The sequence below is a fragment of the Burkholderia sp. APQ4-4ca genome, assembly GCF_057837105.1.
The window spans coordinates 241054-265107 of record NZ_JBYQCG010000243.1; the positions used below are offsets into that span (position 1 = coordinate 241054).

Below are 24054 nucleotides of genomic sequence, written 5' to 3' on the forward strand. Positions count from 1 at the left end.
TGCCGCCCATGCAACCGATCGAACCCGTACAACGCAGCAGCGCGCTGCCGCCCTCCGGCGACCCGCCCCTGGGGCGGGGCAGCATGCCGCCTGCCGCGCCTGCCCCCGAACAGCCGCGCAAGCGCCGCGCCGCGCGCATCGCCTTGACCACCGGCGGCCGCGTCGGCCTCGCGATGGCCGGCCTGATGCTGTTCGTCGCGGTGTTCGCGCCGCTGATCGCGCCGCATGACGTCGGCACGATCGTCACGCCGGACGTATTTGCGCCGTTCAGCGCGAAGCTGCCGTTCGGCTCCGACTTCCTCGGCCGCGACATGCTGAGCCGGATCCTGTACGGCACGCGGCTGACCGTGCTGCTCGCGCTGGCCGCGGTGCTGCTCGCCGCGGTGACCGGCACGACGCTCGGGCTGCTCGCGACGGTGTCGGGCCGCGCGGTCGACGAGACGATGAGCCGGCTGCTCGATGCGCTCACGTCGATTCCGTCGAAGATGTTCGCGCTGATGTTCGTCGCCGCGTTCGGCTCGTCGCTGCCGCTGCTGGTCCTCACCGCCGCGGTCAGCTACATGCCCGGCTCGTACCGGATCGCGCGCGCGCTGGCCGTCAACATCAGCACGCTCGAATTCGTGCAGGTGGCCAAGGCGCGTGGCGAAAGCGCGCTGTACATCGCGTGCGTCGAGATGCTGCCGAACATGATCCACCCGATGCTGGCGGACACCGGGCTGCGCTTCACGTTCGTCGTGCTGCTGCTGAGCGGCCTGAGCTTTCTCGGGCTCGGCGTGCAGCCGCCTTACGCGGACCTCGGCTCGCTCGTGCGCGAGAACATCGCGAGCCTCGGCGACGGCTCGGCCGTCGCGATCATTCCCGCGGTCGCGATCGCGATCCTGACGGTGGGCGTCAACCTGATGATCGACGGCCTGCCGCATCGCGGCCGCCGCAAGGGCGCGGCCGGCGCCGCCGGAGGACACTGATGCGACACGAATCGAATCCGCTCGTCGAGGTGCGCGGGCTGCGCGTGGTCGGCGGCCGGCCCGGTGGCGAGGAAACGACGATCGTCCACGGCGTCGACTTCGAGATCGGGCGCGGCGAGGTGCTCGCGCTGATCGGCGAATCGGGCTCCGGCAAGACGACGATCGCGTTGTCGCTGATGGGCCATGCGCGCACCGGATGCCGGATCGCCGGCGGCTCGGTGAAGCTCGACGGCACCGACGTGTGCACGCTGTCCGCGGCGGCGCTGACCGCGCTGCGCGGCCGCAAGGTCGCGTATATCGCGCAGAGCGCGGCTGCCTCGTTCAACCCGTCGCGCACGATTCTCGACCAGGTGATCGAGAGCGCGCTGATCCATAAGACGATGACGAAGCGCGACGCGCAGGCGAAGGCGATCGAGCTGTTTCGCGCGCTCGCGCTGCCGGAGCCGGAGACGATCGGCAAGCGCTATCCGCACCAGGTGTCGGGCGGGCAGCTGCAGCGGCTGATGGCCGCGATGGCGCTGATCACCGATCCGGAGCTGGTGATCCTCGACGAGCCGACCACCGCGCTCGACGTGACCACGCAGATCGACGTGCTGCAGGCGTTCAAGAACGTGATCAAGCGCTACGGGATGAGTGCGGTGTACGTGTCGCACGACCTGGCCGTGGTCGCGCAGATGGCCGACCGGATCGTCGTGCTGAGCGACGGCGTGATCCGCGAGGCGGGCCACACCGAACAGATCCTGCATGCGCCGACGCACCCGTACACGCAGAGCCTGATCGCGGCGGTCACGCCGAACGACGCCGAACGCACCGCGCAAGCACAGGCAGCGGAGCCGGCCGCGCCGGCGCCGCTGCTCGACGTTCGCGGCGCGATCGCCGGCTACGGCGGCCGCGCCGCGAACGGCTGGCCCGCGAAGGTGATCCTGCACGAAGTCGACCTGCGCATCGGGCGCGGGCAGACGGTCGGCGTGATCGGAGAATCGGGTTCCGGCAAGACGACGCTCGCGAAGGTGATCGCGGGCCTCGTGCCGGCGACCGGCGGCACGATCCTGCTCGACGGCGAGCCGCTCGCGCGCGACATCGCCAAGCGCACCAAGGAGCAGCACCGCCGCGTGCAGATCGTGTTCCAGAACGCCGATACCGCGCTCAACCCGGTGCACACCGTCGAGCGCACGCTCGCACGGCCGCTGGCGTTCTACCACGGGATCAAGGGCGCGCGTGCACGCCAGCGCGTCGCGGAACTGCTCGAACTCGTGCGGCTGCCGCCGGCGGTGGCGTCGCGGCGGACCGGCGAGCTGTCGGGCGGGCAGAAGCAGCGCGTGAACCTCGCGCGCGCGCTCGCGGCCGAGCCCGACCTGATCCTGTGCGACGAGGTCACGTCGGCGCTCGACACCGTGGTCGGCGCCGCGATCATCGAACTGCTGCGCGACCTGCAGGCGAAGCTCGGCGTGTCGTACGTGTTCATCACGCACGACATCGCGAAGGTGCGCGCGATCAGCGACGACATCGTCGTGCTGTATGCGGGCCGCCGCGTGGAGACGGGCAGCCGCGACGCGCTGTGCGCGCCGCCTTATCACCCGTATTCGCATTTGCTGGTGTCGTCCGCGCCGGAGTTGCGCGCGGGCTGGCTCGACGCTGCGGCCGAGCGTTGCCACCGGCCGCTGGTGCCGATCGGCGCGCGCGAGAACGACGCCGAGCTGTGTCCGTTCCTGTCGCGCTGCGCGATGCGCGTGGACGGCGTGTGCAACCGGACGGCCCCGTCGCTGCGCACGCTCGGCAACGGCGCGCAGGTGCTGTGCCATCGCAGCGAGGAAGATCTCGCGAGTTTCCAGGCGGAGCCGGTTCCCGCGGATGTCGCGCCGGTGCGGCTGTAGCGCGTGGCGCGCGAACCGTTCATCGCGCGGTGCGGTGGACGGCCCGCCGCATAGTCTGCCGCGGCGATCGCGCAAAACGGCAATTTGCACGCGTGCCGCGCGCGAATACGCGGCAACTGCGGTTTTTGACGGTGATTAAATGATTCTCATTGAACGATCGCCGATCGTCGTTGCGGAAATGCTCGAGAAGGATCCGATGAAACTGGAATCGTACTGGCTGGATACCCGCCCCGCGTTTCGCGACGGCAGCGTTGGGCCCGTCGAAGGGCGCGCCGACGTGGTCGTGATCGGCGGCGGTTTCACCGGCTTGTCGGCGGCGCTCGCGCTCGCGCAGCGCGGCGTCTCGGTGGTCGTGCTGGAGGCCGCGCAGGTCGCGGGCGAAGCGTCCGGCCGCAACGGCGGCCAGTGCAATACGGGTGTCGCGCAGGACTACGCGTCGCTGGCGGCTCGCATCGGCGCCGCGCAGGCGAAGCAGTTTTATCTCGCGTACGAAAGCGCGGTGAAGAGCGTCGAGACGATCGTGACCGAGCAGACGATCGACTGCGATTTCCGGCGCGCGGGCAAGCTCAAGCTCGCCGCGAAGCCGCAGCATTTCGCGGGGCTCGCGAAGACGTTCGATGCGTTGCGGCGCGACGTCGATCCGGACATCGAACTGATCGAGCCGTCGCGGATCCGCGATGAAATCGCATCCGACGGTTTCTACGGCGGGCTCCTGCAGCGCAACGGCGCGCAGATGCACATGGGCAAGTTCGGCGTCGGCCTCGCGCAAGCGGCCGTGCGTGCCGGCGCACGCGTGTACGAGCACGCGGCCGTCACGCAGCTCGACCGACTCGACGGCGAGCGCCACCGCGTCACCTGCGCCCGCGGCACGATCGTCGCCGATCGCGTGCTGGTCGCGACCGGCGCATCGCAGCACGGGCCGTTCGCGTGGTTCCGGCGGCGCATCGCGCCGGTCGGCAGCTTCATCGTCGTGACCGAGCCGCTGCCGGATGCGCAGCTGAACCGGCTGTTTCCGCACCGCCGCGCATACGTGACGTCGCGCCAGATCGGCAACTACTTCCGCGTGACGCCCGACAACCGGCTGCTGTTCGGCGGCCGCGCCCGTTTCGCGATGTCGAGCCCGCGCTCCGACGCGAAGAGCGGCGACGTCCTGCGCGCCGGCATGGCCGGCTACTTCCCGGAACTGGCCGGCGTGCGCCTCGACTACTGCTGGGGCGGCCTCGTCGACATCACCGCCGACCGGCTGCCGCGCGCGGGCCAGCACGACGGGCTCTATTACTCGATGGGCTACAGCGGCCACGGCGTGCAGATGTCGGTGCACATGGGCCGCGTGATGGCCGACGTGCTGTATGGCGCGGCCGCGTCGAATCCGTGGCGCGAGCTCGAATGGCCGGCGATACCCGGCCATTTCGGGCACGCGTGGTTCCTGCCGCTCGTCGGCGCGTATTACCGGATGCAGGATTTCCTGCATTGAAGCAAGCGCCGGGAGAACTCGACATGACAGTGCAATTCGTGGGCTCGCCGCGTGTCGCGCGGCCCGTGTCGCCGGCGATCGGCGACGTGCTGCGCACGATCGATGCATCGTTCGCGCAGCCGCTGAACCTCGACACGCTCGCGGCGGTGGCCGGGTTGAGCGTGTCGCGTTTCACCGCGCGCTTTCGCAGCGAAACCGGGCTGTCGCCGCACCGGTATCTGTGTCTCGTGCGGATACGGCGGGCGCAGGACCTGTTGCGCGCCGGTCTCGCGCCGTCGGTCGTCGCGACCGACGTCGGCTTCTTCGATCAGAGCCATCTGTGCCGGCATTTCCGGCGCGTGCTAGGGATCACGCCGCGCGATTACGTGGTCGCCAGAACAGGCGGCGCGCCGGTGCGAACGCCATCGACGCGCTTGCGTGGCGAACGCCGCGATGCGTCGTGTCACGCGGCGTAACACGTGCATGGACGACATGACCCGCTGAGGACGTCCGGCAGGCGAGCCGGCGAACGACGATTTCCGATATCGCGTGACCGCTTTCGAACGAATCCGTCACGCACTGCACAGGAGCAGAAATGACCGCAGTTTTCGTGTTGCACCGGGCCGACGGCGCACCGTCTTCCACCGCGTTCCGCAAGCAGGCGTTCGGCGCGAGCGATCCGTTCGCGTCGCATCGCGAGATCGCGTGGGAAGGCCCCGACGCGATGGCCGCGGGGCGCATCGGCTTCGTCGGCGAACAGGACGTGTCGAGTTTTCCGCACATCGAAACCCTCGTCGTCGTCGAAGGCGAACTGACGCTCGAAGCGGCCGGGGCCGCGCCGCTGGTGCTCGGCCCGCGGCAAGGCGTCGTGATCGGCCGCGGCACCGCGCTGCGCATCGCCGCGCAATCGCCCGTGCGGCTAACGTTCTGCTCGGCAGCGTGCGAGACACCGACGAAACAAGGCCTCTTCGCGCTGCACGCCGACGCGAACTTCAAACCGTCCGCCACGCTGCCGGCCGACGTGCTGCTCGGCCCCGCGCCGCAATGCCGCAGCGACAACGTATTCACCGACGACGGCGCCGGGTACTGCGCGGGCACGTGGGATTCGACGCCGTATCACCGGATCGTCCGGCCGCATCGCGCGAACGAGTTCATGTTCCTGCTGGACGGCGGCGTCCGGTTCGCGGCGCCCGACGGCAGCGTGCAGGCGCTCGGTAACGGCGACGCGCTGTTCGTGCCGCGCGGCGCGTCGATCGGGTGGGAAAGCAGCGAACGCGTGGCGAAGTTCTACGTGATGCAGAACGTCAAACCCTCCACCGAACGAGACTGAGCATGTCCCCTCCGCTGCGCCATATCGAAACCTTGTCCACGCCGCCGGCCGCGGCCGACGTCGTCGTGATCGGCGGCGGCATCATCGGCGTCTTCACCGCCTACTACCTGGCCCGCCGCGGCATATCGGTCGCGCTCGTCGAGAAGGGGCGCATCGGCGCCGAACAGTCGAGCCGCAACTGGGGCTGGTGCCGCCAGCAGAACCGCGACGCGCGCGAGTTGCCGATGGCGAGCAAGAGCATCGATCTGTGGGAACGGTTCGCCGCCGAATCCGGAGAAGACACCGGCTTTCATCGCTGCGGGCTGCTGTATCTCAGCAACGACGAGGCCGAGCTGTCCCGCTGGGCCAGCTGGGGTGAATTCGCGAAGACCGCGGGCGTGACCACCTACATGCTCGACAGCAAGCAGGCCGCCGAGCGCGGACGGGCAACCGGGCGGCAATGGAAGGGCGGCGTGTTCTCGCCGACCGACGGCACGGCCGATCCAGGCAAGGCCGCGCCGGCCGTGGCCGCCGCGCTGATCAAGCTGGGCGGCAGTGTCCACCAGCACTGCGCGGCGCGCGGCATCGAGCTCGAAGGCGGCCGTGTCGCCGGCGTCGTCACCGAGGCCGGCGTCATCAAGACCCGAACGGTCGTGATGGCCGGCGGCGCATGGGCGTCGTCGTTCTGCCGCCAGCTCGGCATCCGGTTTCCGCAAGCGTCGATCCGTCAGTCGATCCTGAGCGTGTCGCCCGTCGATACGCCGCTGCCGGGTGCGATGTACACGTCCGGCGTGTCCATCACGCGTCGCTGCGACGGACGCTACGCGTTGGCGATCAGCGGCCGCGCGCGCGTGGACCTGACGCCGCAGTTCCTGCGCTTCGCGCCGCAATTCGTGCCGATGTTCGCGAAACGCTGGCGCAATCTGCTGCCGGGCGGCCTCGAAGGCGTGCGCGGCGGCCATGAAACGTTGAAGCGCTGGCGCCTGGACGCGCCGACGCCGATGGAAGCCGTGCGCATTCTCGATCCGAAGCCCGACATGCCGACGGTCGCCGAAACGTACCGCCGCGCATCCGAACTGTTGCCCGAATTGCGCGAGGCGAAGATCACGCACGCGTGGGCCGGATACGTCGACAGCACGCCGGACGGCGTGCCGGGCATCGGCGAAGTGCCGGGCGTGCCGGGGCTGATCCTCGCCGCGGGGTTTTCGGGGCACGGCTTCGGGATCGGCCCGGGCGCCGGGCACCTGATCGCCGATCTCGCGTCCGGTGCGGAGCCGTTCGTGGACCCGACGCCGTACCGGCCCGGCCGGTTCAGCGAGTCCGCCTGGGGCAAGGTCGCGGATTTCTGATGCAGGGCGCGTCGCGCCGATGCGGGGGGGCCTGCGGACGACGTGCTTCGATCCGGATCGCGGGCAAGCGACCGATCGGCGCGGCAGCCTGACAGCGCAGTGCAGTGCGATGCGGTGCGGTGCGGTGCGGTGCGGTGCGGTGCGGTGCGGTGCGGTGCGATGGACAGCTTAGGAGTGCCTGATGCGTTTCAGTTCCTACTGGCTCGATACGTCGGAGCCATTCGTGAGCAGCTCGCCGGCGTTGCATGACGGAAATTGCGACGTGGTGGTGGTCGGCGGCGGGATCACCGGTTCGGCCGCCGCGCTGGCGCTGGCCAAGAAAGGCGCGCGCGTGATCGTCTGCGAGGCGGGCACCGTCGGGCAGGCGGCATCGGGACGCAACGGCGGCATGTGCAACAACGGCTTCGCGCAGGATTACGCGTCGCTGTCGCAGCGCCTCGGCACGGAACTGGCCAACCGTCTCTATCTCGCGTTCGACGCGGGCGTCGACACGGTCGAGCGACTGGTCAGGGAGGAGTCGATCGATTGCGATTTCGTGCGCCGCGGCAAGCTGAAGCTCGCGGCGAAGCCCGAGCATTACGACAAGCTCGTGCGCAGTCAGGCGCTGCTCGCGGCGAGCGTGGACCCCGACACGCGCGTGGTCACGAAGGCGGAGCTGCGCGACGAGATCGGCTCGGATCGTTATCACGGCGGGCTGCTGTTCGGCAAGAGCGCCGGGATGCACGTCGGCCGTTACGTGCGCGGCCTCGCGCGCGCCGCGCAAGCCCGCGGCGCGCATATTCTCGAGCATGCGCCGGTGCTCGGCCTGCAGCGGCAAGCGGGCGGCGCGTACGCGGTGCGTACGCCGCTCGGCGAGATCCGCGCGCGCCAGGTGCTGCTCGCGAGCGGCATTTCGCAGGTGGGGCCGTTCGGCTGGGTTCGCCGCCGGATCGTGCCGGTCGGCGCGTTCATCATCGTCACGGAGCCATTGCCGAACGACCTGCTCGACCGCTTGCTGCCGACGCGCCGGATGGCCACCGACACGAAGAACTTCGTGAATTTCTTTCGCGTCACGCCCGACAACCGGATGCTGTTCGGCGGGCGCGCGCGTTTTGCCGCGTCGAATCCGCGCTCCGACGAAAAGAGCGGGGCGATCCTGCGGCAGCAGATGGCCGCCGTGTTTCCCGAGCTGGCCGACGTACGCATCGACTACTGCTGGGGCGGGATGGTCGACATGACGGCCAATCGGTTGCCGCGCGCGGGCGAGCGCGACGGCGTTTACTACTCGATGGGCTATAGCGGCCACGGCACGCACATGGCCACGCTGATGGGCACGTTGATGGCCGAGATCATGGACGGACGCGCCGATCTGAACCCGTGGAAAGGTTTCGGCTGGCCCGCGATTCCGGGCCACTTCGGCAAACCGTGGTTTCTGCCGTTCGTCGGCGCCTGGTATCGACTCAAGGACACTCTTCAATGAATTCCCCTGTTGTTCACCTGATGCAAGCCGGAAGGCTCGATCGCTTCTTCATCGACGGCGACTGGGTCATGCCCGAAGGCGGCGATCGGTTTGCCGTCATCAGCCCGTCCACGGAGGGCACGCTGGGCGAGATCCCGCTCGGCAGCGCGCGCGACGCCGATCGCGCGGTGCAGGCCGCGCGCCGTGCGTTCGAACGCTGGTCCGCGACTTCACCGCAGGAACGCGCGGCGTTGCTCGACCGCATCCATGCGCTGATGCTGGCGCGCGCCGAGTTGTTCGCCACCGCGCTCGCGCTGGAGATGGGCGCGCCGATCGGCTATGCGCGCGGCGCGCACGTGCCGCTCGCGGCTGAACATATCCGCGTCGCACGCGACAACCTCGCGCGCTACCCGTTCGTCGAACGGCGCGGCACGACCGCGGTCGCGCGCGAGCCGGTCGGCGTATGTGCGCTGATCACCCCGTGGAACTGGCCGATCTACCAGATCACCGCGAAGGTCGGGCCGGCGCTCGCGGCCGGCTGCACGGTGGTGCTGAAGCCGAGCGAGCTGTCGCCGCTCAGCGCGCTACTGTTCGCGGAAGTGGTTGCCGATGCGGGCGTGCCCGCCGGCGTATTCAACCTCGTGAGCGGTAGCGGCGAAACGGTGGGCGCCGCGCTGTCGTCGCACCCGGAGGTCGACATGGTGTCGATCACCGGCTCGACGCGCGCCGGCGTGCTCGTCGCGCAGACGGCGGCGGCGACCGTCAAGCGCGTCGCGCAGGAACTGGGCGGCAAGTCGCCGAATATCGTGTTGCCGGATGCGGACCTGCCGCGTGCGATCCCGCCCGGCGTGGCCGCCGCGTTCCGCAACATGGGGCAGTCGTGCAGTGCGCCGACCCGCATGATCGTGCCGCGCGCCGTGCTCGGTGACGTCGAGGCGCTGGCCGTCGCGACCGCGCAAACGCTCGTCGTCGGCGATCCGTTCGACGAAGCCACGACGCACGGGCCGCTCGCCAATCGCGCGCAGTTCGGGCGCGTTGCGCAGATGATCGACGTGGGCATCGACGAACGCGCGAAGCTGATCGCCGGCGGCCCAGGCCGGCCCAAGGGGCTCGACCGCGGCTTTTATGCGCGGCCGACGATTTTCTCCGAGGTGCGCACCGACATGGCGATCGCGCAGCAGGAGATCTTCGGCCCGGTGCTCGCGATCCTGCCTTACGACACCGTGGACGAAGCGGTCGCGATCGCGAACGACACGGTCTACGGGTTGGGCGCGCACGTGCAGGGCACCGACAAGGAGCGTGCACGCGCGGTGGCCGCGCGTATCCGCGCCGGCCAAGTGCACTTGAACTACCCGGCATGGGACCCTCAGGCGCCGTTCGGCGGATACAAGCAGTCGGGCAACGGCCGCGAGTACGGGATCGAAGGGATGGAGGAATACATGGAAACCAAGTCGATCGTCGGCTATTACGACTGACGCAGCCACGGCGCGCGATTCGCGCCGGCAGTACAGTTGGAAGCCCGCTACATTCCGAAGGTGCCGAAATTGGACAATCCCGTCATCCCCGACTCGTCGCTGCATGCGCATCACGCGCACTGGGCGAAGCTGCGCCGCGACCTGCATGCGCATCCCGAGTTGCGATTCGAAGAACACCGGACGGCCGACGTCGTCGCCCGCGAGCTCGAGGCGCTCGGCTATGCGGTGTCGCGCGGACTCGGCGGCACGGGCGTCGTCGCGAGCCTGCCCGGCGCGGATCCGCGCCGCGGCATCGTGTTGCGCGCCGATCTGGATGCGCTGCCGATCCACGAAGCCAACGACTTCGCTCACGCGTCGTGCACGCACGGGATCATGCACGCGTGCGGCCATGACGGCCATACCGTGATGTTGCTCGGCGCCGCACGCGTGCTGAAGGAACTGCCGCAGTTGCCCGGCACCGTTCATTTCGTGTTTCAGCCGGGCGAAGAGGGCGGCGCGGGCGCGCGCAGGATGATCGACGACGGGCTGTTCGAGCAATACCCGACGGAAGCGGTGTTCGGCATGCACAACTGGCCTGGTCTGCCGGCCGGGCATTTCGGGTTGCGCACCGGCGCGATCATGGCCGCCGGCTCGCGCTTCAGGATCACGGTGACGGGCAAGGGCGCGCACGCGGCGCAGCCGCATCTGGGCATCGATCCGGTGCCGCTCGCATGCTCGATGGTGCTGCAGTGCCAGACCATCGCCGCGCGGCACAAGGATCCCGTCGACCCGGCGGTCATTTCCGTCTGCATGTTCCATGCGGGCACGACGGACAACGTGATTCCCGACACCGCCGAGCTGCGCGGCACGATCCGCACGCTGTCGTCGGCCTTGCAGCAGAAGCTGCAGCGCGACGTGCGGCTCGCGTGCGAAGGGCTCGCGGGAGCCTATGGCGCGCAGGTCGACGTGGAGTTTTTTCAGTACTACCCGGCGACGGTCAACACGCCGGCCGAGACGGCGCTGTGCGAAGCGGTGATTCGCGACACGTTCGGCGACGCGCGCGTCGATCGCGACGTGCCGCCGAACATGACCTCCGAAGATTTCGGCTTCATGCTGGAGGAACGGCCGGGCGCGTACGTGTTGATCGGCAATGCGCAGGACGGCGCGAGCGCACCGGCGCTGCATCACCCGAAATACGACTTCAACGACGAGATCATTCCGGCCGGCGTCCGCTATTGGGTCGCGCTGGCGCAGCATTACTTCGCGCGATCGCCGTGATGCGTCGGGCGGCGTGGAAACCGGTCGACGTCCGGTCGTCGGGCGCACGCGCCAATCGGCGAGATCCGGGCATCTCGAACATCGGGACGCAAACGTCGATTTGCCGTCCCTTCGATGTGAGCGCGCCGCATTTTTCTTGCGTGCCGCATTGCAAAACAACACCGTTTGGAAGGACTGCTTGATGCAACAGGAACACGAAATGAACGAGGCCGGCGCGACGTCGGCGCTTCACTACCGCGGATTCACCGCGGCGGACGTCCCCGCCGCCCATGCGCTTTCCACGGCGCTTCGCTGGCCGTTCCGGGCGGAAGACTGGCAGTTTTCCGCGGAAACGTCGACCGCATTCGCGGCCGAGGAAAACGGCGTCGTCATCGGCACGGCGATGTGCTGGAAGTACGGTGCGGATCGCGCGGCGATCGGGCATGTGATCGTCTCCGACGCGCATCAGGGCCGCGGAATCGGCCGCAAGCTGATGGAGACGCTCCTCGACGAACTGGGGCCGCGCATCACGTTCCTGCACGCGACGCCGGCCGGTCGGCCGCTCTACGAGAAACTGGGGTTCACCGTGTGCGGCTCGCTGGGCCAATATCAGGGGAACGTGGATCGGCCCGCCGCCGTCGCGGTGCCCGACGGCGAGCGTCTGCGTGCGGGTTCGCCGACCGACTGGCCACGCCTGGTCGAACTCGACGCGCGTGCGTCCGGCCTCGAGCGCGAAGCGCTGTTGTCCGCGTTGCAGGCGCGGGGAGAAAGCGTCGTGCTCGAACGCGACGGCGAGATCATCGGGTTTTCGGTGCTGCGGCGCTTCGGTCGCGGTTACGTGGTCGGTCCGGTGGTCGCGCCGCGTTCGAGCGACGATGCGCGCGCGAAGGCGCTGATCGGCTATTGGCTGACGAAACGCGACGGCGAATTCGTGCGTATCGATGTGCCCGACGGGAGCAGTTTGCCGGACTGGTTGAGCGAACAGGGACTGAAGCAGGTGGATACCTGTTCGAAGATGGTTCGCAACGCGCCGGCCGCGGCACACGAGGGCGCGGCCGACCCGATAGTCGGACTGTACGGGCTGGTCAGTCAGGCGATGTTGTAGCCGTCGGCCGCCGCCGCGCCCGGCGAATTCAGCGCGCCCGGCCCAGTTGCTCGTCGATCGTGCGCGTCAGCGGCGACTGGACGTCGCCGGTATGCCGGGTCTGCACGGGCTCGATCAGCACGATCCAGCATTCGTCGTCGGCGACCGGATTGTGCTGCGTGCCGCGCGGCAGGAACAGCCGATTATATTGACGCCGCCGCTTCGCTGCCGGATGTCGGGATGCCGCGAAATCCGCCGCGCACGCGGCGATGCCACCCCGTGGCCGCGTCGCCGGCGACGGCAGGGTGACCGGATGGACGAACCGGCCGCGCGCGCTGCCGGTGCAACCGCTTGGCGACTGCCTGCTCTGCCGCCCGATGCACGAACGCTCGGCACGCCCTCAACGCACGAGCGCGGCCACGAAGTCGCGATACGTCCGCAGCGGGCGGCCGAGGATCGCGGTCAGCCGTTCGACGTCGCCGGCCTCCGGCACCATCCCGTCGCTGACGTAGCGCTCGGCCATCAGCCGCATTTCGTATGCCATCCATTTCGGCATGAATTTCGCGAAATTGTCTTCGAACGGCGTGGGATCGTCGCCGCCATAGGCAACCGGGCGCCCGAGCGTGTCCGACCAGATCGACGCCAGCTGCGGGCCGGTCAGCGTGTCGGGCCCGACCAGGTTGAGGGTGTCGACCGGCAGCTTGCCCGGCGCATCGTGGCGGCGGATCAACTCGATCGCCGCGACTTCCGCGATGTCGCGCACGTCGACCATCGCGACGCCCTTGCCGCCGATCGGCATCGGGTACACGCCGTGTCCGACGATCACGTCCTTGACCATCGCATCGTTGTCCATGAAATACGAGGCCCGCAGGATCGTCGCGCTGAAACCCGTCTGCTCGATCATCCGCTCCGCGCCGGATTTCACCGCGAAGTGCGGCACGTTCACGAAGCGGTCGGCGTGCAGGACCGACAGATAGACGACGCGCTCGATGCCTGCTTCGCGGGCGAGGTTCAGCGCGATCAGCGCCTGCGTGAATTCGTCGCCCGCCACGCCGTTGAGCAGGAATAGCGTGCGTACACCGGAGAAGGCCGCCCGCAACGCGTCGACGTCGAGCATGTCGCCCTGCGCGACGGTCACGGCCGCGGGAAAGTCGGCCTTGGCCGGATCGCGCACCAGCACGCGCACGTCGGCGCCACGATCGACAAGTTGACGGACGAGCTGGCGGCCGATACGGCCGGTGGCGCCGGTAACGAGAATGGTCATGATGTTCACTCCTGAGATAACGATGGGATTGACTGCACACGTAAGTTAGGTGATCCACATACGATCCGGAAGGTGTGATAAATAGACGTGTCGTCTCACTGGTGGAACACATGGACCTGCTCGCTCTCGCCGATTTCAATCTCGTCGCCCGCCATGGCAGCTTCGGGGAGGCCGCACGGGTCGCCGATCGCCCGAAGGCGACGCTGTCGCGCCGTGTCGCGGAACTGGAGAACAGCCTGTCGCTGCGTCTGTTCGAGCGCGGCTCGCGCGGCGTGAAACTCACGCAGGAAGGGCGCGCGCTCTACGAGCGGACGGGCGCGCTGCTCGCGGAGCTGGCCGACAGCGCGTCGGCGATCGCAGCGGGGAGCGAGCGGCCGCGCGGCCGGCTGCGCATCAGCGCGCCGATGCTATTTTCCCAGTTCGCGATGGGGAAGCTGGTGGCGACGTTCGCGCTGAAATACCCGGACGTCCGGCTGGAGGTAACGACCGAAGACCGGCCCGTCGACATGATCGAGGAAGGGTACGACCTCGTGATCCGCGTGAACCCGGACCCCGACGAAAGCCTGATCGGGCGCGTGATCCTGCGCGACCGGCTGGTCGTCGTCGCGAAGCCCGCGCTGGCGCGGCCCGGCGGCGACGCGCCCACGCCGGCACCGGCCGTGGTGCGCGGCGCGAACGACACGCGCACTGCATGGGAGGTCACCGGGCCGGCCGGGGCCGCGCGCATCCCGGTCGAACCGGTGGCGCGGCTGTCGTCGCTGAGCATGGTGCGCGATACGGTCCGTCTCGGCCTGGGCGCCGCGTGCCTGCCGATATCGCTCGTGGGCCGCGACCTGGACGCCGGCACGCTCGTCAGTTGGGGCGACGTGCCGGGTTCCGATATCGCGCTGTGGGCGCTGTATCCGTCCAGGCGATTATTGAGCGCGCGCGTGTCCGCGTTTCTCGATCACCTGAAGGACGCGTTTCCGTCGGGCGAGCCGGAAGAACTGGCGGCGTATATCGAACCCGGGCAGTGAAACGGCCACGGTCGCGGCAGCGCACGCGCGTGGCCGCGACGTTCCGAGCGGGATGCCGTCGGAACCGGCGCCGCGCGTGCTGCCGTCGGTCCCGATCGAACCGGCGCTTTCACACCGGGTCCGTCTGCGCGCAACACACGCGGTTTCTGCCTTCGCGCTTTGCGCGGTAGAGCGCCATGTCCGCCTGGTGCGACAGCGCGAGCATGGACGCATGCCGCGTGCGCCGGCCGGTCGCACAGCCGATGCTGACCGTGAAAGCCGGCACGGTTTCCGCAAACCCGTCGAGCCGGTTGCGTTCGACTTCGCGGCGAATCGCTTCGGCAACCTGTGTGGCGCCGTTTTCATCCGTATCGGGCAAGAGCGCGACGAATTCCTCGCCGCCGTAGCGCGCGGCGAGGTCGCCGCGCCGCCGCGTATGCGCGCGGATGCATTCGGCGAGAAAGCGCAGCGCGGTGTCGCCTTGCGCGTGCCCGTGCCGGTCGTTGTACTGCTTGAAGTGATCGGCGTCGATGAACAGCACCGACAGGGTGCCGCCGCTGCCGCGCTGCAGCCGCTCCCATTCGTCGGCCAGCGCGGTATCGAGCGCGCGACGGTTCCGCAAGCCGGTCAACGGATCGGTACGCGTGAGATCGGTCAGCAGCGTCTGCTTGTGGAAGTTGTCGCGCAACGCGAAGGCCAGCAGCCAGACCACCGCGCAGAACAATGCGCAGATCACGGATGCCGACACGCCGACCGCCCACGACAGGCGCCGGATGCCGGCCAGCACGTCGTCTTCGGCCGGCGCGACGACCGCGATCAGCGGGGTGCCCGGTATCCGCTGGTAGGTATAGAGCCGCACGGTGCCGTCGATGCTCGAACGCGCGGGATAGAAGCCCGATTCGCTGTTCACCATCCGCTTGAAGGATGTCGAGCGGCGCAGGCGTTTCATCTGGCCGTCGTTCAACGACGGGTTTCTCGCGAGGATCGTGCCGTCCGCGCGTACGATCGCGCTGACCCCGTTCGGCCCGACGTCCAGGCGGGACAGCAACTGCTCGAAGTAAGCGAGATCGACGGCGACGACCGCGATTCCGTCGAACGTATGATCCGGCCGCTCGACGCGCCGCGACAGCGCGATGGACTCCTTGCCGCCGCGCGAGCGGGCGCGATAGGGCTGGGACACGTAGAGCCCGACGTCGTCCGCATCGCGATGGACCTTGAAGTAGTCGCGATCGCTGAAGTCCCAGCGGTGGACCGTGCCGCAACACCCGTCGATCAGCCGGCCTTGCCTGTCGGTCACGCCCATGCCGGTCATGTATTGCGCCGCGGTGCGCTCGAACAGCAGATCGTGCCGCAGCCCGGCGTCCATGCGCTGCACGGCCGGCTTGCCGAGATCGGCCGCCAGCGCGAGCAGCGCGGTGTTCGACGTGTCGACCGTCCTCGATATCTGGCTCGCGAGCACGGCGACGACGTTGCGCGACGTCTCGTGCGCATGCTCGATGATTCCGCTGCGCGCGACCCACAGCGTCACCGCGCTGATCGCGAGCGCCGCAAGCGACATCAGCGTGCCCAACGCGCCGACGACGAACGGGTGGCGTCCGGCCCAGTCGGCGATTTTCTCGATCGAAGTGAATGCGGGCATGCTCGCGCTCGTTTTGAGACGCCGGCTGCACGTGCGCCGGCGCGGGTCCAGTTCTGGTTAACGGCACGGTTAATGAAAAATCGAGGCCGCCCGTCGACAGCCCATCGACGACCGCGGCCCGACGCGACGACGCAAACGTGTGCGGCCATGCGGCGGGACGGCCCGAGCGCGGCCCGGCCCCACGCAGATCACGTCGATTGATAACCGGACTGCATCAATCCTTCCAAAAATCGCACTTATCGTTTGATCGATCCCGCGCCAACATGCCGGAAAACGACAATCGACCAGCCCCTCCCGCGTATTCCAGGATTTTCAGGAGACACCCAGATGCACCCCTCGTCCAGCCTTCCGGCCGAACGCTCGAAGGCCGCCGCGATCTTTCGCGTCACGGCCGGCAATTTTCTCGAGCAGTTCGATTTCTTCCTGTTCGGCTTCTACGCCACGCAGATCGCCAACGTCTTCTTCCCCGCGCAAAGCGAATTCGCATCGTTGATGATGACCTTCGCCGTGTTCGGCGCCGGCTTCCTGATGCGTCCGCTGGGCGCGATCGTGCTGGGCGCGTACATCGACGAGGTCGGCCGCCGCAAGGGCCTGATCGTCACGCTGTCGATCATGGCGAGCGGCACCATCCTGATCGCGTTCGTCCCCGGCTACGCGACGATCGGGCTGCTCGCGCCCGTGCTCGTGCTGATCGGCCGCCTGCTGCAGGGTTTCTCCGCGGGCGCCGAACTGGGCGGCGTGTCGGTCTATCTCGCCGAGCTGGCGACGCCCGGCCGCAAGGGCTTCTTCACGAGCTGGCAATCGGCCAGCCAGCAGGTGGCGATCGTCATCGCGGCGGCCCTCGGCTTTGCGCTCAATCAGTGGCTGAGCACGTCGCAGATCGCCGCCTGGGGATGGCGCGTGCCGTTCTTCGTCGGCTGCATGATCGTGCCGTTCATCTTCCTGCTGCGCCGCAACCTGCAGGAAACCCAGGAGTTCAAGGCCCGCCAGCATCGTCCGGGCATGAAGGAAGTGTTCGCTACGCTGGTGCAGAACTGGGGCGTCGTGATCGCCGGCATGATGCTGGTCGCGATGACCACCACGAGCTTCTATCTGATCACCGTCTACGCGCCGACCTTCGGCAAGACCGTGCTGCACCTGAGCACCGCCGACAGCCTGCTCGTGACGCTCTGCGTCGGCGTGTCGAACTTCGTGTGGCTGCCGATCGGCGGGGCGCTGTCCGACCGGATCGGCCGTCGGCCGCTGCTGGTCGGCATGACGATGCTCACCGTGGTGACCGCCTATCCGGCGCTGTCGTTCCTCGCTCACGCGCCGTCGTTCGCCAACATGCTGCTCGTCCTGCTCTGGCTGTCGTTCATGTACGGGATCTACAACGGTGCGATGGTCGTCGCGCTCACCGAAGTGATGCCGGTGCAGGTGCGCGTCGCGGGCTTCTCGCTCGCGTACAGCCTCGCGACGGCCGTGTTCGGCGGTTTCACGCCGGCCATCTCGACCGCGCTCATTCACGCGACGGGCGACAAGGCCGCACCGGGTTACTGGATGAGCTTCGCCGCCGTGTGCGCGCTGCTCGCGACGTTCGCGCTCTATCGTCACCGCACGGCGACGTTGACGCCCGCGCATTGATGTCCGGCCCATCCGCAACGTTCATCCCCACCCACGCATCCGCACGACCCCGACCATGAGAAACCTGTTCCTGAAATGCTGCGCGACCGCGCTCGTCGCCACCGCGGCGGTCGCGGCCAACGTCCAGGCCGCCGAATTGCACGTGATGAGTTCGGGCGGCTTCACCGCCGCCTACAAGGTGCTCGGCCCGCGATTCGCGTCCACGACGGGCAATACGCTCGCGACCGCGCTCGGCCCGTCGATGGGCAAGTCGCCCGAAGCGATTCCGAACCGGCTCGCGCGCGGCGAGCCCGCCGACGCCGTGATCATGGTCGGCTACGCGCTGGACGATCTGATCAAGCAGGGCAAGGTCATCCCCGACTCCCGCGTCGATCTGGCCGACTCGCGCATCGGCATGGTCGTGCGCGACGGCGCGGCCAAGCCCGACATCAGCACCCCCGAAGGGCTCAAGCAGGTGCTGCTGCACGCGAAGTCGATCGCCTATTCGGACAGCGCGAGCGGCGTGTATATCGAGCGCGAGCTGTTCAAGAAGCTCGGCATCGAGGAGCAGGTGAAGTCGAAGGCGAAGATGATTCCGCGGATTCCAGTGGCGTCGGTCGTCGCGAACGGCGACTACGAAATCGGCTTCCAGCAGGTCAGCGAGCTGCTGCCCGTCAAGGGCGCGGCCTTCGTCGGCAAGATTCCCGAATCGCTGCAGTCCGTCACGCGCTTCGCCGCCGGCATCCCGGTCGGCGCGCAGCATCCGAAGGAAGCGAAGGCGTTGCTCGACTATCTCGCGTCGCCCGGCGTGCAGGCCGACGTGAAAGCGACCGGCCTGGATTCCGTTTCCGCGCACTGAGCCCGATCGACGGGAGGGCGCGCATCAGATCGTCTTCCCGTCGCGACCGCCGCCGCCGTCCGCCGCGGCGCTGTCCTCATCGGCCGCGTCCGGCAACGCCGGCCCGGCCGCCGCGAGCCGCTGCACCAGATGCGTCCGGTCGCACGCACCTTCCCACATCGACACGAAAATCACCGCGCACGCGTTGCTGATCACGCTGGTCAGCGCGCGCGCTTCGGACATGAAGCGATCGATGCCGACCAGCAGCGCAACCCCGGCGATGGGCAGGTCGGGCATCACGGCGAGCGTCGCGACCAGCGCGACGAGCCCGCTGCCGGACACGCCGGCCGCGCCCTTGGACGTGACCAGCATGATCGCGAGCATCGTCGCGACCTGCGGCGCGGAAAGCGGGACGTCGCAGGCCTGCGCGATGAACAACGCCGCGAGCGTCAGATAGATCGCGGTGCCGTCCAGATTGAACGAATAACCGGCCGGCAGTACCAGCCCCACGACGCCCTTGTCGCAGCCGAGCGCTTCCAGCTTGACGATCAGGCGCGGCAGGACCGGCTCGGTGGACGAGGTCGCGAGCACGATCAGCAACTCTTCGCGCAGGTAGCGCAGGAGCCGCCACAGCGCGAAGCCGTGCAGTCGCGCGAGCGGGGCGAGCACCAGCGCGACGAACAGCGCGCAGGCCACGTAGAAGCACACCATCAGCTTCGCGAGCGAGCCGACCGAGCCGATGCCGAAGCGGCCCACCGTGAACGCCATTGCGCCGAATGCGCCGAGCGGCGCGAGCCGCATGATCATCGCGAGCACGCGAAAGACGACTTGCGCGATGCCGTCGATCAGCGCAAGCACGGGCCGGGCGGCGCGCGGATGCGCATTCAGCGAGAAGCCGAACAACAGCGACAGCAGCAGCACCGGCAACACTTCGCCGGTCGCGAACGCGCCGAGCATCGTGTCCGGAATCACGCCGAGCGCGAACGCCACCAGGCTGCGCGGCTCCGCATGCTTCGCGTACGGCGCGAGGATGCTCGCATCCAGATGACGGACGTCGACGTGCATGCCGGCGCCCGGTTGCAGCACGTAGGCGGCGGCGAGCCCGAACGCGAGCGCGGCGGCCGTCAACAGATAGAAGAGCGCGAGCGCCCGCGCGATCGTGCGGCCGATGGTCCGCCCGTTCGACAGCGACGTGATGCCCGACACGATCGTGCAAAAGACGATCGGCGCGATGGTCATTTTCACGAGCGCGACGAATGCGTCGCTGAGCGGCTTGAGCATCGCGCCCGCCGCCGGCCACACGTGACCGATGCCGATGCCGAGCATCATCGCGAGCAGGACCTGCACGTAAAGCGATTTGAACAGCCGGGTCCACCTCACGATGCCGCCTTCCTTGGTTTCCGTTCCGTCGTCGTCATGCCGATGTACCGCCGCCGTCGGCGCCGCCGCGCTTCGCGTCGACGATCATCCGGTGAAACGCCTCGGCAGCCGGCGTGAGCGAGCGCCCGCGCCGCTTGACGATGCCCACGCGCCGTTTCACGGCCGGCTCGACGAGCGGCACGCTCGTGAGGACAGGGTGGTCATACCCCGGCATCGCCATCGACGGCACCGCGGCGACGCCGAGCCCGGCCTCGATCAGCCCGAGCAGGGTCGTGACGTGGCGCGCCTCGCAGACGCTCGGCTTGCGCGGCGCGACGGCCGCCAGGGCCTGGTCGAGCAGCAGGCGGTTGCCGGACGTCTTGTCCACCGACACGTAATCGTGCTCGTAGAGTTCGTTCCAGGTCACGCGCTTCTTGCGCGCGAGCGGGTGGTCGCGGCGACAGGCGGCGACGAACCGTTCCTGGAGCAGCACCTTGAACTCGACCTCCGCCTCCTGGCTGCCGATGAAGCTCACGCCGAAATCCGCCTCGCCGCTGATGACCGCGCCCAGCACTTCGTTGGCACTGGCGTCGAGCAGCTTCACCCGGATGCGCGGAAAGCGCTGATGATAGCGGGCGATGATGGGCGGCAGGAAGTAGTAGGCGACCGACGGCACGCACGCGATCGTCACATGGCCCAGGCGGCTCGACGACACGTCGCGGATGCCGAGCAGCGCGGCGTCGAGATCGTCGAGCAGCTGTTCGGCGCTCTGCGCGAACACGCGGCCGACGGTGGTGAGCGCGACGCGGCGCGTGGTGCGTTCGAACAGCCGCACGCCGAGCGCGTCCTCGAGCTTGTCGATCCGGCGGCTCAATGCGGGCTGGGAGAGGCTGACCGCTTCGGCGGCCTTGCGGAAACTGCCCGTTTCCACGACCGCGCGAAACGCCTGCAAGTCCGTCAAATCGAAATTGATGCCCACCGGCCACTCTCCGCCACTCAGATGCGCAGCATTTTGCATGATTCCGGCGGGGTCAGGCGTGTCGCGGCGTCCATGCGACGGCGTTGGCGTGGCGCGACACGACCGGGCGTTTCACCGGCCAGACGCTGAGCGCGCTCACGCTGGCGGTGCCGCCGGGTTCGGCCACGCTGGTCACGCTCGACGCCGCCGATTTCGCGTCGATCCTGCCGACGGGGTCGGGCATTCCGAACAGCGGCAACCTGTCCGTGCTGGTCGGGCGGCTGCTCGCGGTGGTGCGCATGGCGACGTCGTTCGGCGTGGCCGGGCGGCCGTGGGTGCGGCAGAGCTGGAGCGCGACCGGCAAGGACGAGGACGGCGGCCTGACGCGGGTGTCGTTGCCGGTGCGCGTCGGCGATCACGGGCTCGACAACAACGGCACGACCGGCTACTACCTCGGCGACGACTACGGCACTTTCTACGCGGCCCACGGCTATGCGCCGAGCCTCGGCACGCTGCGCCGGCTGCTGTCGTCCCGGGCGGACGGCATGGCCGCGCGGCTCGCGCAGGCCGTGCGCGAGCTGCCGCGGCTGGCGGCGCCTCCGGCGCCGAACCCCTACGTGGTCACGGATGCCACCTACACGCTGCCCGCCGATGTTCCTGCAGCTGTGTCGCGTGGCGATCCGTCAGTCGGCGACGATCGAAATCGTCGCCGACTGACGGGGGCCGATACATTCACCCCGCCGTCACCTGGATCCGCCGCGGCTTCGCTTCTTCGCGCCGCGGGATGCGCAGTTTCAGCACGCCGTCGCGCAGTTGCGCGTCGATTCGCGACACGTCGACATCCGGGCTCAGCGTGAATGCGCGCGAGAAGTGCGGATGCTGCACTTCACCGTGTTGCAGACGCAATCCCGGTGGCGTCGGAACGACGGCCTCCGCGTCGATGGCGAGGCGGCCGTCGTGCACGCGAACGTCGAGCTTGTCGCGCGGCACGCCCGGCAGGTCCGCGTACAACGTGATGCCGTGCGCATCCTCGACGATGTCGACGGCTGGCGCAATCCGCGTGCGCGGCGTGTCGCGCCGACCCGGCTCGCGGTTCGTCACGGCCGTTCGCGTATCGGCCGGACGGGCGGTCAGTTCAGTGGTGTTCGTGTCACTCATGATGTCCTCCGTCATGCGTTCGTGACGCCGTGCTGTTTACTGGACGGTAATCGCCCGCGGCTTCGATGCTTCCGACTTGCCGACGCTGATCGTCAGGCAGCCGTTCGCATAGCGCGCGTCGATCTTGTCGGGGTCCGCGTGCTGCGGCAGTTCGACCACGCGGCGGAACGCGCCCATGAAGCGCTCGCTCGCGTAGATGCGCCGCTCGTCGTCGGTCGCGCCATCGTCCGGCGGCGTGCGCTCGCCGCTGATCGTCAGCAGCCGGCGATCGACGGAGATGTCGAGCTTCGCGGGGTCGAGACCCGGCGCGAGCGCGACGATCTCGACCGTGTCGTCGGTGCTGCCGATATTGACCGGTGGAAATGCACCGGGACGCGGGGCGCGCAGACTGGTCGGAAAACCCGTGAACGCGCTGGCCATCTGCCGTTGCAGGCGGTCGAATTCCGCCAGCAGATCGGTGGGGAAGAAGATATCGCTCATGACTGGCTCCTGGGGGTGCTCCCTGCGAGGGAACGAACCGGACCACGCGCTCCAGTTCGTCTATCCGCGACAGGGTCGCTGACTAACAAATCGAAACACGCAGCGCGTCAACCGCGACTGCCTTGAGCGATACCTAAAATAGGATACGGCGCGTGAATTTCAAGGGGAGGGGCGGCGGCATTCCGTCGATACGTGCGTGTGCCCTGTGGGAAATCGTCGTCGGAGCGGCCGGCATGGTCGGCGTCGAGATGGCCGGGTCCGACATGCCGACGTTGCGCGGATCGGAGCACGGCGATAGAAGGCGGAATTTGCAATGGCACGCTGGAAAAGACGCGGCGGCGTCCCTGCGCCGTCGCGTCCCTCCGTTCAGCGCGACGGCCCGGACGGCGGCTTCACTTCGGACAGGTCGTCCTCGCGAACCTCGGCCTGACGCACCGTGGTGCCGTCGTCGCCCGTTTCGGAAATATCGGTTTCGAAGGTCTGCTGCCCATCGTCGCGCTTCTCCGCGGGCTGCTCGTTACCTGTCTGCTTGTCTGCTTGTGGCTGTTGATGTGTCATCTTGCTCTCCTGGTCGCAACCTGGGATGTTGCGCACCGTGTACGCGAGCAAGGCGCGGGCCACGCGGACGCGGCGCCCCGGCCGGCTCGTGACGAAAGCACGATCACGTCGACGCAACGCTTTACGCGTCTGTCAGGTTTTACGCGTCTTTCAGCCAGGGCATTTCCACGGGCGACACGACCAGTTGCCGGAATTCGCGTTTCAGATCGAAGATGAACCCGACCAGGATCATGGAGTCGGCGTAAGGAATCGGAAAGACCTGCGGATTTTCCGGCGTACGCAGCGGATGCTCCGGCGTGTCGGCTGTCGCCGCGGCGTTTTCACGAACGCTTTCCAGGTCGTCTGCCATGGCCGGCCCACCGGCTTTCAGCACACGGCTACGCAGCTCGCTGAAGGGTTCGATGCGCGCGGCGTCTTCGTGATATTCGGGCACTTCATAAACGAACCAGGACATTGTCGTCTCCCATGTGAAGGGGCGCTATTCTAACTCCGACAAAAGCGGCCCGATCGGAGTCGAAACATCGATTCGCCCCCTTTGTCATACCCGGATTCAGATGTCGTAGCGCCAGCTAAATACAGATGTCGCATGTTTCATCGGCCTTTCCATCCCTTTAACGTTGAAGCGCCGAGCTTGAAGCAGCAGGGCGCTTACGTTCACCCGCGGGCCTTCGCAGACCGCCGATTCGATTCCGTTTGATGTGTTTGTGAAGCGACCTGCAGGATGGCTGCTTCGATATCAGTTTCCGTGAACGCGCGCTGTTTCTTGGCACCTGGCAACGATGCCTTGGCTCGTACCGGTAGCCCTCGATTGGCGCGCGACGGGGAACCCGAAATCCGCCGGTTATCGCGCTGCGCTTGAATCGCTTCAGCCACTTGCAGCGCGTGGCTCAGGCGCTTGTGTTCGATGATCGCGCCTTGATCGACCTCTGCCAGTTTGTCGTAAAGACGACATCGCAATACCTCGCCATCAGCCTGGATCTCGATCCGACCATCCGGATACTCCCAGACGTCGATGTAGCG

Annotated in this window: 21 protein-coding genes and 2 pseudogenes; 13 read left to right on the top strand and 10 right to left on the bottom strand. The window is 68.2% G+C overall.

Going from position 1 to position 24054, the window contains the following annotated elements:
* The first annotated feature begins 8 nt into the window (after positions 1 to 8).
* The 10 genes from AC3IFE_RS33565 to AC3IFE_RS33610 all read left to right on the top strand — a co-directional run bounded on the left by AC3IFE_RS33565 (position 9) and on the right by AC3IFE_RS33610 (position 12204).
* Positions 9 to 965 (top strand): ABC transporter permease, encoded by a 957-nt coding sequence (locus AC3IFE_RS33565; RefSeq protein ID WP_089471318.1) that lies wholly within the window; start codon positions 9 to 11, stop codon positions 963 to 965.
* Entirely contained in the window at positions 965 to 2839 is a 1875-nt protein-coding gene (locus AC3IFE_RS33570) for an ABC transporter ATP-binding protein (RefSeq protein ID WP_489194665.1), read from the top strand. Before AC3IFE_RS33565 ends, AC3IFE_RS33570 begins: the two co-directional genes overlap by 1 nt.
* Before the next feature lie 196 nt (positions 2840 to 3035).
* A complete protein-coding gene (locus AC3IFE_RS33575; RefSeq protein WP_489194667.1) occupies positions 3036 to 4313 on the top strand; it encodes an NAD(P)/FAD-dependent oxidoreductase in 1278 nt (425 codons plus the stop codon).
* Between the two features lie 23 nt (positions 4314 to 4336).
* Positions 4337 to 4768 (top strand): helix-turn-helix domain-containing protein, encoded by a 432-nt coding sequence (locus AC3IFE_RS33580; RefSeq protein WP_089471315.1) that lies wholly within the window; start codon positions 4337 to 4339, stop codon positions 4766 to 4768.
* A 119-nt stretch (positions 4769 to 4887) separates the two neighbouring features.
* Entirely contained in the window at positions 4888 to 5622 is a 735-nt protein-coding gene (locus AC3IFE_RS33585; RefSeq protein WP_489194670.1) for a cupin domain-containing protein, read from the top strand.
* Positions 5623 to 5624: 2 nt separating this feature from the next.
* Positions 5625 to 6950, top strand: coding sequence for an NAD(P)/FAD-dependent oxidoreductase (locus AC3IFE_RS33590; protein WP_089471313.1), 1326 nt, complete (start codon positions 5625 to 5627; stop codon positions 6948 to 6950).
* 181 nt (positions 6951 to 7131) lie between these two features.
* Positions 7132 to 8409, top strand: coding sequence for an NAD(P)/FAD-dependent oxidoreductase (locus tag AC3IFE_RS33595; RefSeq protein WP_489194672.1), 1278 nt, complete (start codon positions 7132 to 7134; stop codon positions 8407 to 8409).
* Positions 8406 to 9863, top strand: coding sequence for an aldehyde dehydrogenase family protein (locus tag AC3IFE_RS33600; protein ID WP_489194674.1), 1458 nt, complete (start codon positions 8406 to 8408; stop codon positions 9861 to 9863). Before AC3IFE_RS33595 ends, AC3IFE_RS33600 begins: the two co-directional genes overlap by 4 nt.
* Positions 9864 to 9932: 69 nt before the next feature.
* Positions 9933 to 11120, top strand: a complete 1188-nt coding sequence (locus AC3IFE_RS33605; protein ID WP_089471710.1) for a M20 aminoacylase family protein — start codon at positions 9933 to 9935, stop codon at positions 11118 to 11120.
* A gap of 181 nt (positions 11121 to 11301) precedes the next feature.
* The gene (locus AC3IFE_RS33610) at positions 11302 to 12204 is read left to right on the top strand and encodes a GNAT family N-acetyltransferase (protein WP_489194705.1); all 903 of its coding nucleotides are present in this window, start codon (positions 11302 to 11304) and stop codon (positions 12202 to 12204) included.
* Positions 12205 to 12232: 28 nt separating this feature from the next.
* Here AC3IFE_RS33610 and AC3IFE_RS33615 read toward each other — a convergent pair.
* Both AC3IFE_RS33615 and AC3IFE_RS33620 read right to left on the bottom strand, forming a co-directional pair.
* Positions 12233 to 12376, bottom strand: a pseudogene (locus tag AC3IFE_RS33615) (cupin domain-containing protein); the annotation flags it as partial.
* Positions 12377 to 12583: 207 nt separating this feature from the next.
* The gene (locus AC3IFE_RS33620; RefSeq protein ID WP_489194676.1) at positions 12584 to 13447 is read right to left on the bottom strand and encodes an SDR family oxidoreductase; all 864 of its coding nucleotides are present in this window, start codon (positions 13445 to 13447) and stop codon (positions 12584 to 12586) included.
* Between the two features lie 110 nt (positions 13448 to 13557).
* On the opposite strand from AC3IFE_RS33620, the gene AC3IFE_RS33625 reads away from it, so the two are divergent.
* Entirely contained in the window at positions 13558 to 14463 is a 906-nt protein-coding gene (locus AC3IFE_RS33625; RefSeq protein WP_489194678.1) for a LysR family transcriptional regulator, read from the top strand.
* A gap of 109 nt (positions 14464 to 14572) precedes the next feature.
* On the opposite strand, the gene AC3IFE_RS33630 is transcribed toward AC3IFE_RS33625, so the two are convergent.
* Entirely contained in the window at positions 14573 to 16081 is a 1509-nt protein-coding gene (locus AC3IFE_RS33630; protein ID WP_489194680.1) for a GGDEF domain-containing protein, read from the bottom strand.
* 327 nt (positions 16082 to 16408) lie between these two features.
* Between AC3IFE_RS33630 and AC3IFE_RS33635 the strand changes: the two genes are divergently transcribed.
* On the top strand, positions 16409 to 17704 hold the full coding sequence (locus AC3IFE_RS33635) for an MFS transporter (RefSeq protein WP_089471309.1): 1296 nt from the start codon (positions 16409 to 16411) through the stop codon (positions 17702 to 17704).
* 55 nt (positions 17705 to 17759) lie between these two features.
* Positions 17760 to 18542, top strand: a complete 783-nt coding sequence (locus tag AC3IFE_RS33640; protein WP_089471308.1) for a substrate-binding domain-containing protein — start codon at positions 17760 to 17762, stop codon at positions 18540 to 18542.
* A gap of 24 nt (positions 18543 to 18566) precedes the next feature.
* On the opposite strand, the gene dctA is transcribed toward AC3IFE_RS33640, so the two are convergent.
* From dctA to AC3IFE_RS33675, 7 genes and pseudogenes are all read right to left on the bottom strand, one after another.
* Entirely contained in the window at positions 18567 to 19901 is a 1335-nt protein-coding gene (gene dctA, locus AC3IFE_RS33645) for a C4-dicarboxylate transporter DctA (protein WP_489194683.1), read from the bottom strand.
* Between the two features lie 34 nt (positions 19902 to 19935).
* On the bottom strand, positions 19936 to 20859 hold the full coding sequence (locus tag AC3IFE_RS33650; protein WP_489194685.1) for a LysR family transcriptional regulator: 924 nt from the start codon (positions 20857 to 20859) through the stop codon (positions 19936 to 19938).
* 711 nt (positions 20860 to 21570) lie between these two features.
* On the bottom strand, positions 21571 to 21996 hold the full coding sequence (locus tag AC3IFE_RS33655) for an Hsp20/alpha crystallin family protein (RefSeq protein WP_489194687.1): 426 nt from the start codon (positions 21994 to 21996) through the stop codon (positions 21571 to 21573).
* Positions 21997 to 22032: 36 nt separating this feature from the next.
* Positions 22033 to 22476 carry an Hsp20/alpha crystallin family protein gene (locus AC3IFE_RS33660; RefSeq protein ID WP_489194689.1) on the bottom strand — a complete coding sequence of 148 codons (444 nt, stop codon included), beginning with the start codon at positions 22474 to 22476 and terminating at the stop codon, positions 22033 to 22035.
* Positions 22477 to 22842: 366 nt separating this feature from the next.
* Positions 22843 to 23034, bottom strand: coding sequence for a hypothetical protein (locus tag AC3IFE_RS33665; protein WP_489194691.1), 192 nt, complete (start codon positions 23032 to 23034; stop codon positions 22843 to 22845).
* Positions 23035 to 23173: 139 nt separating this feature from the next.
* Positions 23174 to 23488 carry a helicase gene (locus AC3IFE_RS33670; protein ID WP_489194693.1) on the bottom strand — a complete coding sequence of 105 codons (315 nt, stop codon included), beginning with the start codon at positions 23486 to 23488 and terminating at the stop codon, positions 23174 to 23176.
* A gap of 200 nt (positions 23489 to 23688) precedes the next feature.
* Positions 23689 to 24054, bottom strand: a pseudogene (locus tag AC3IFE_RS33675) (ISNCY family transposase); the annotation flags it as partial.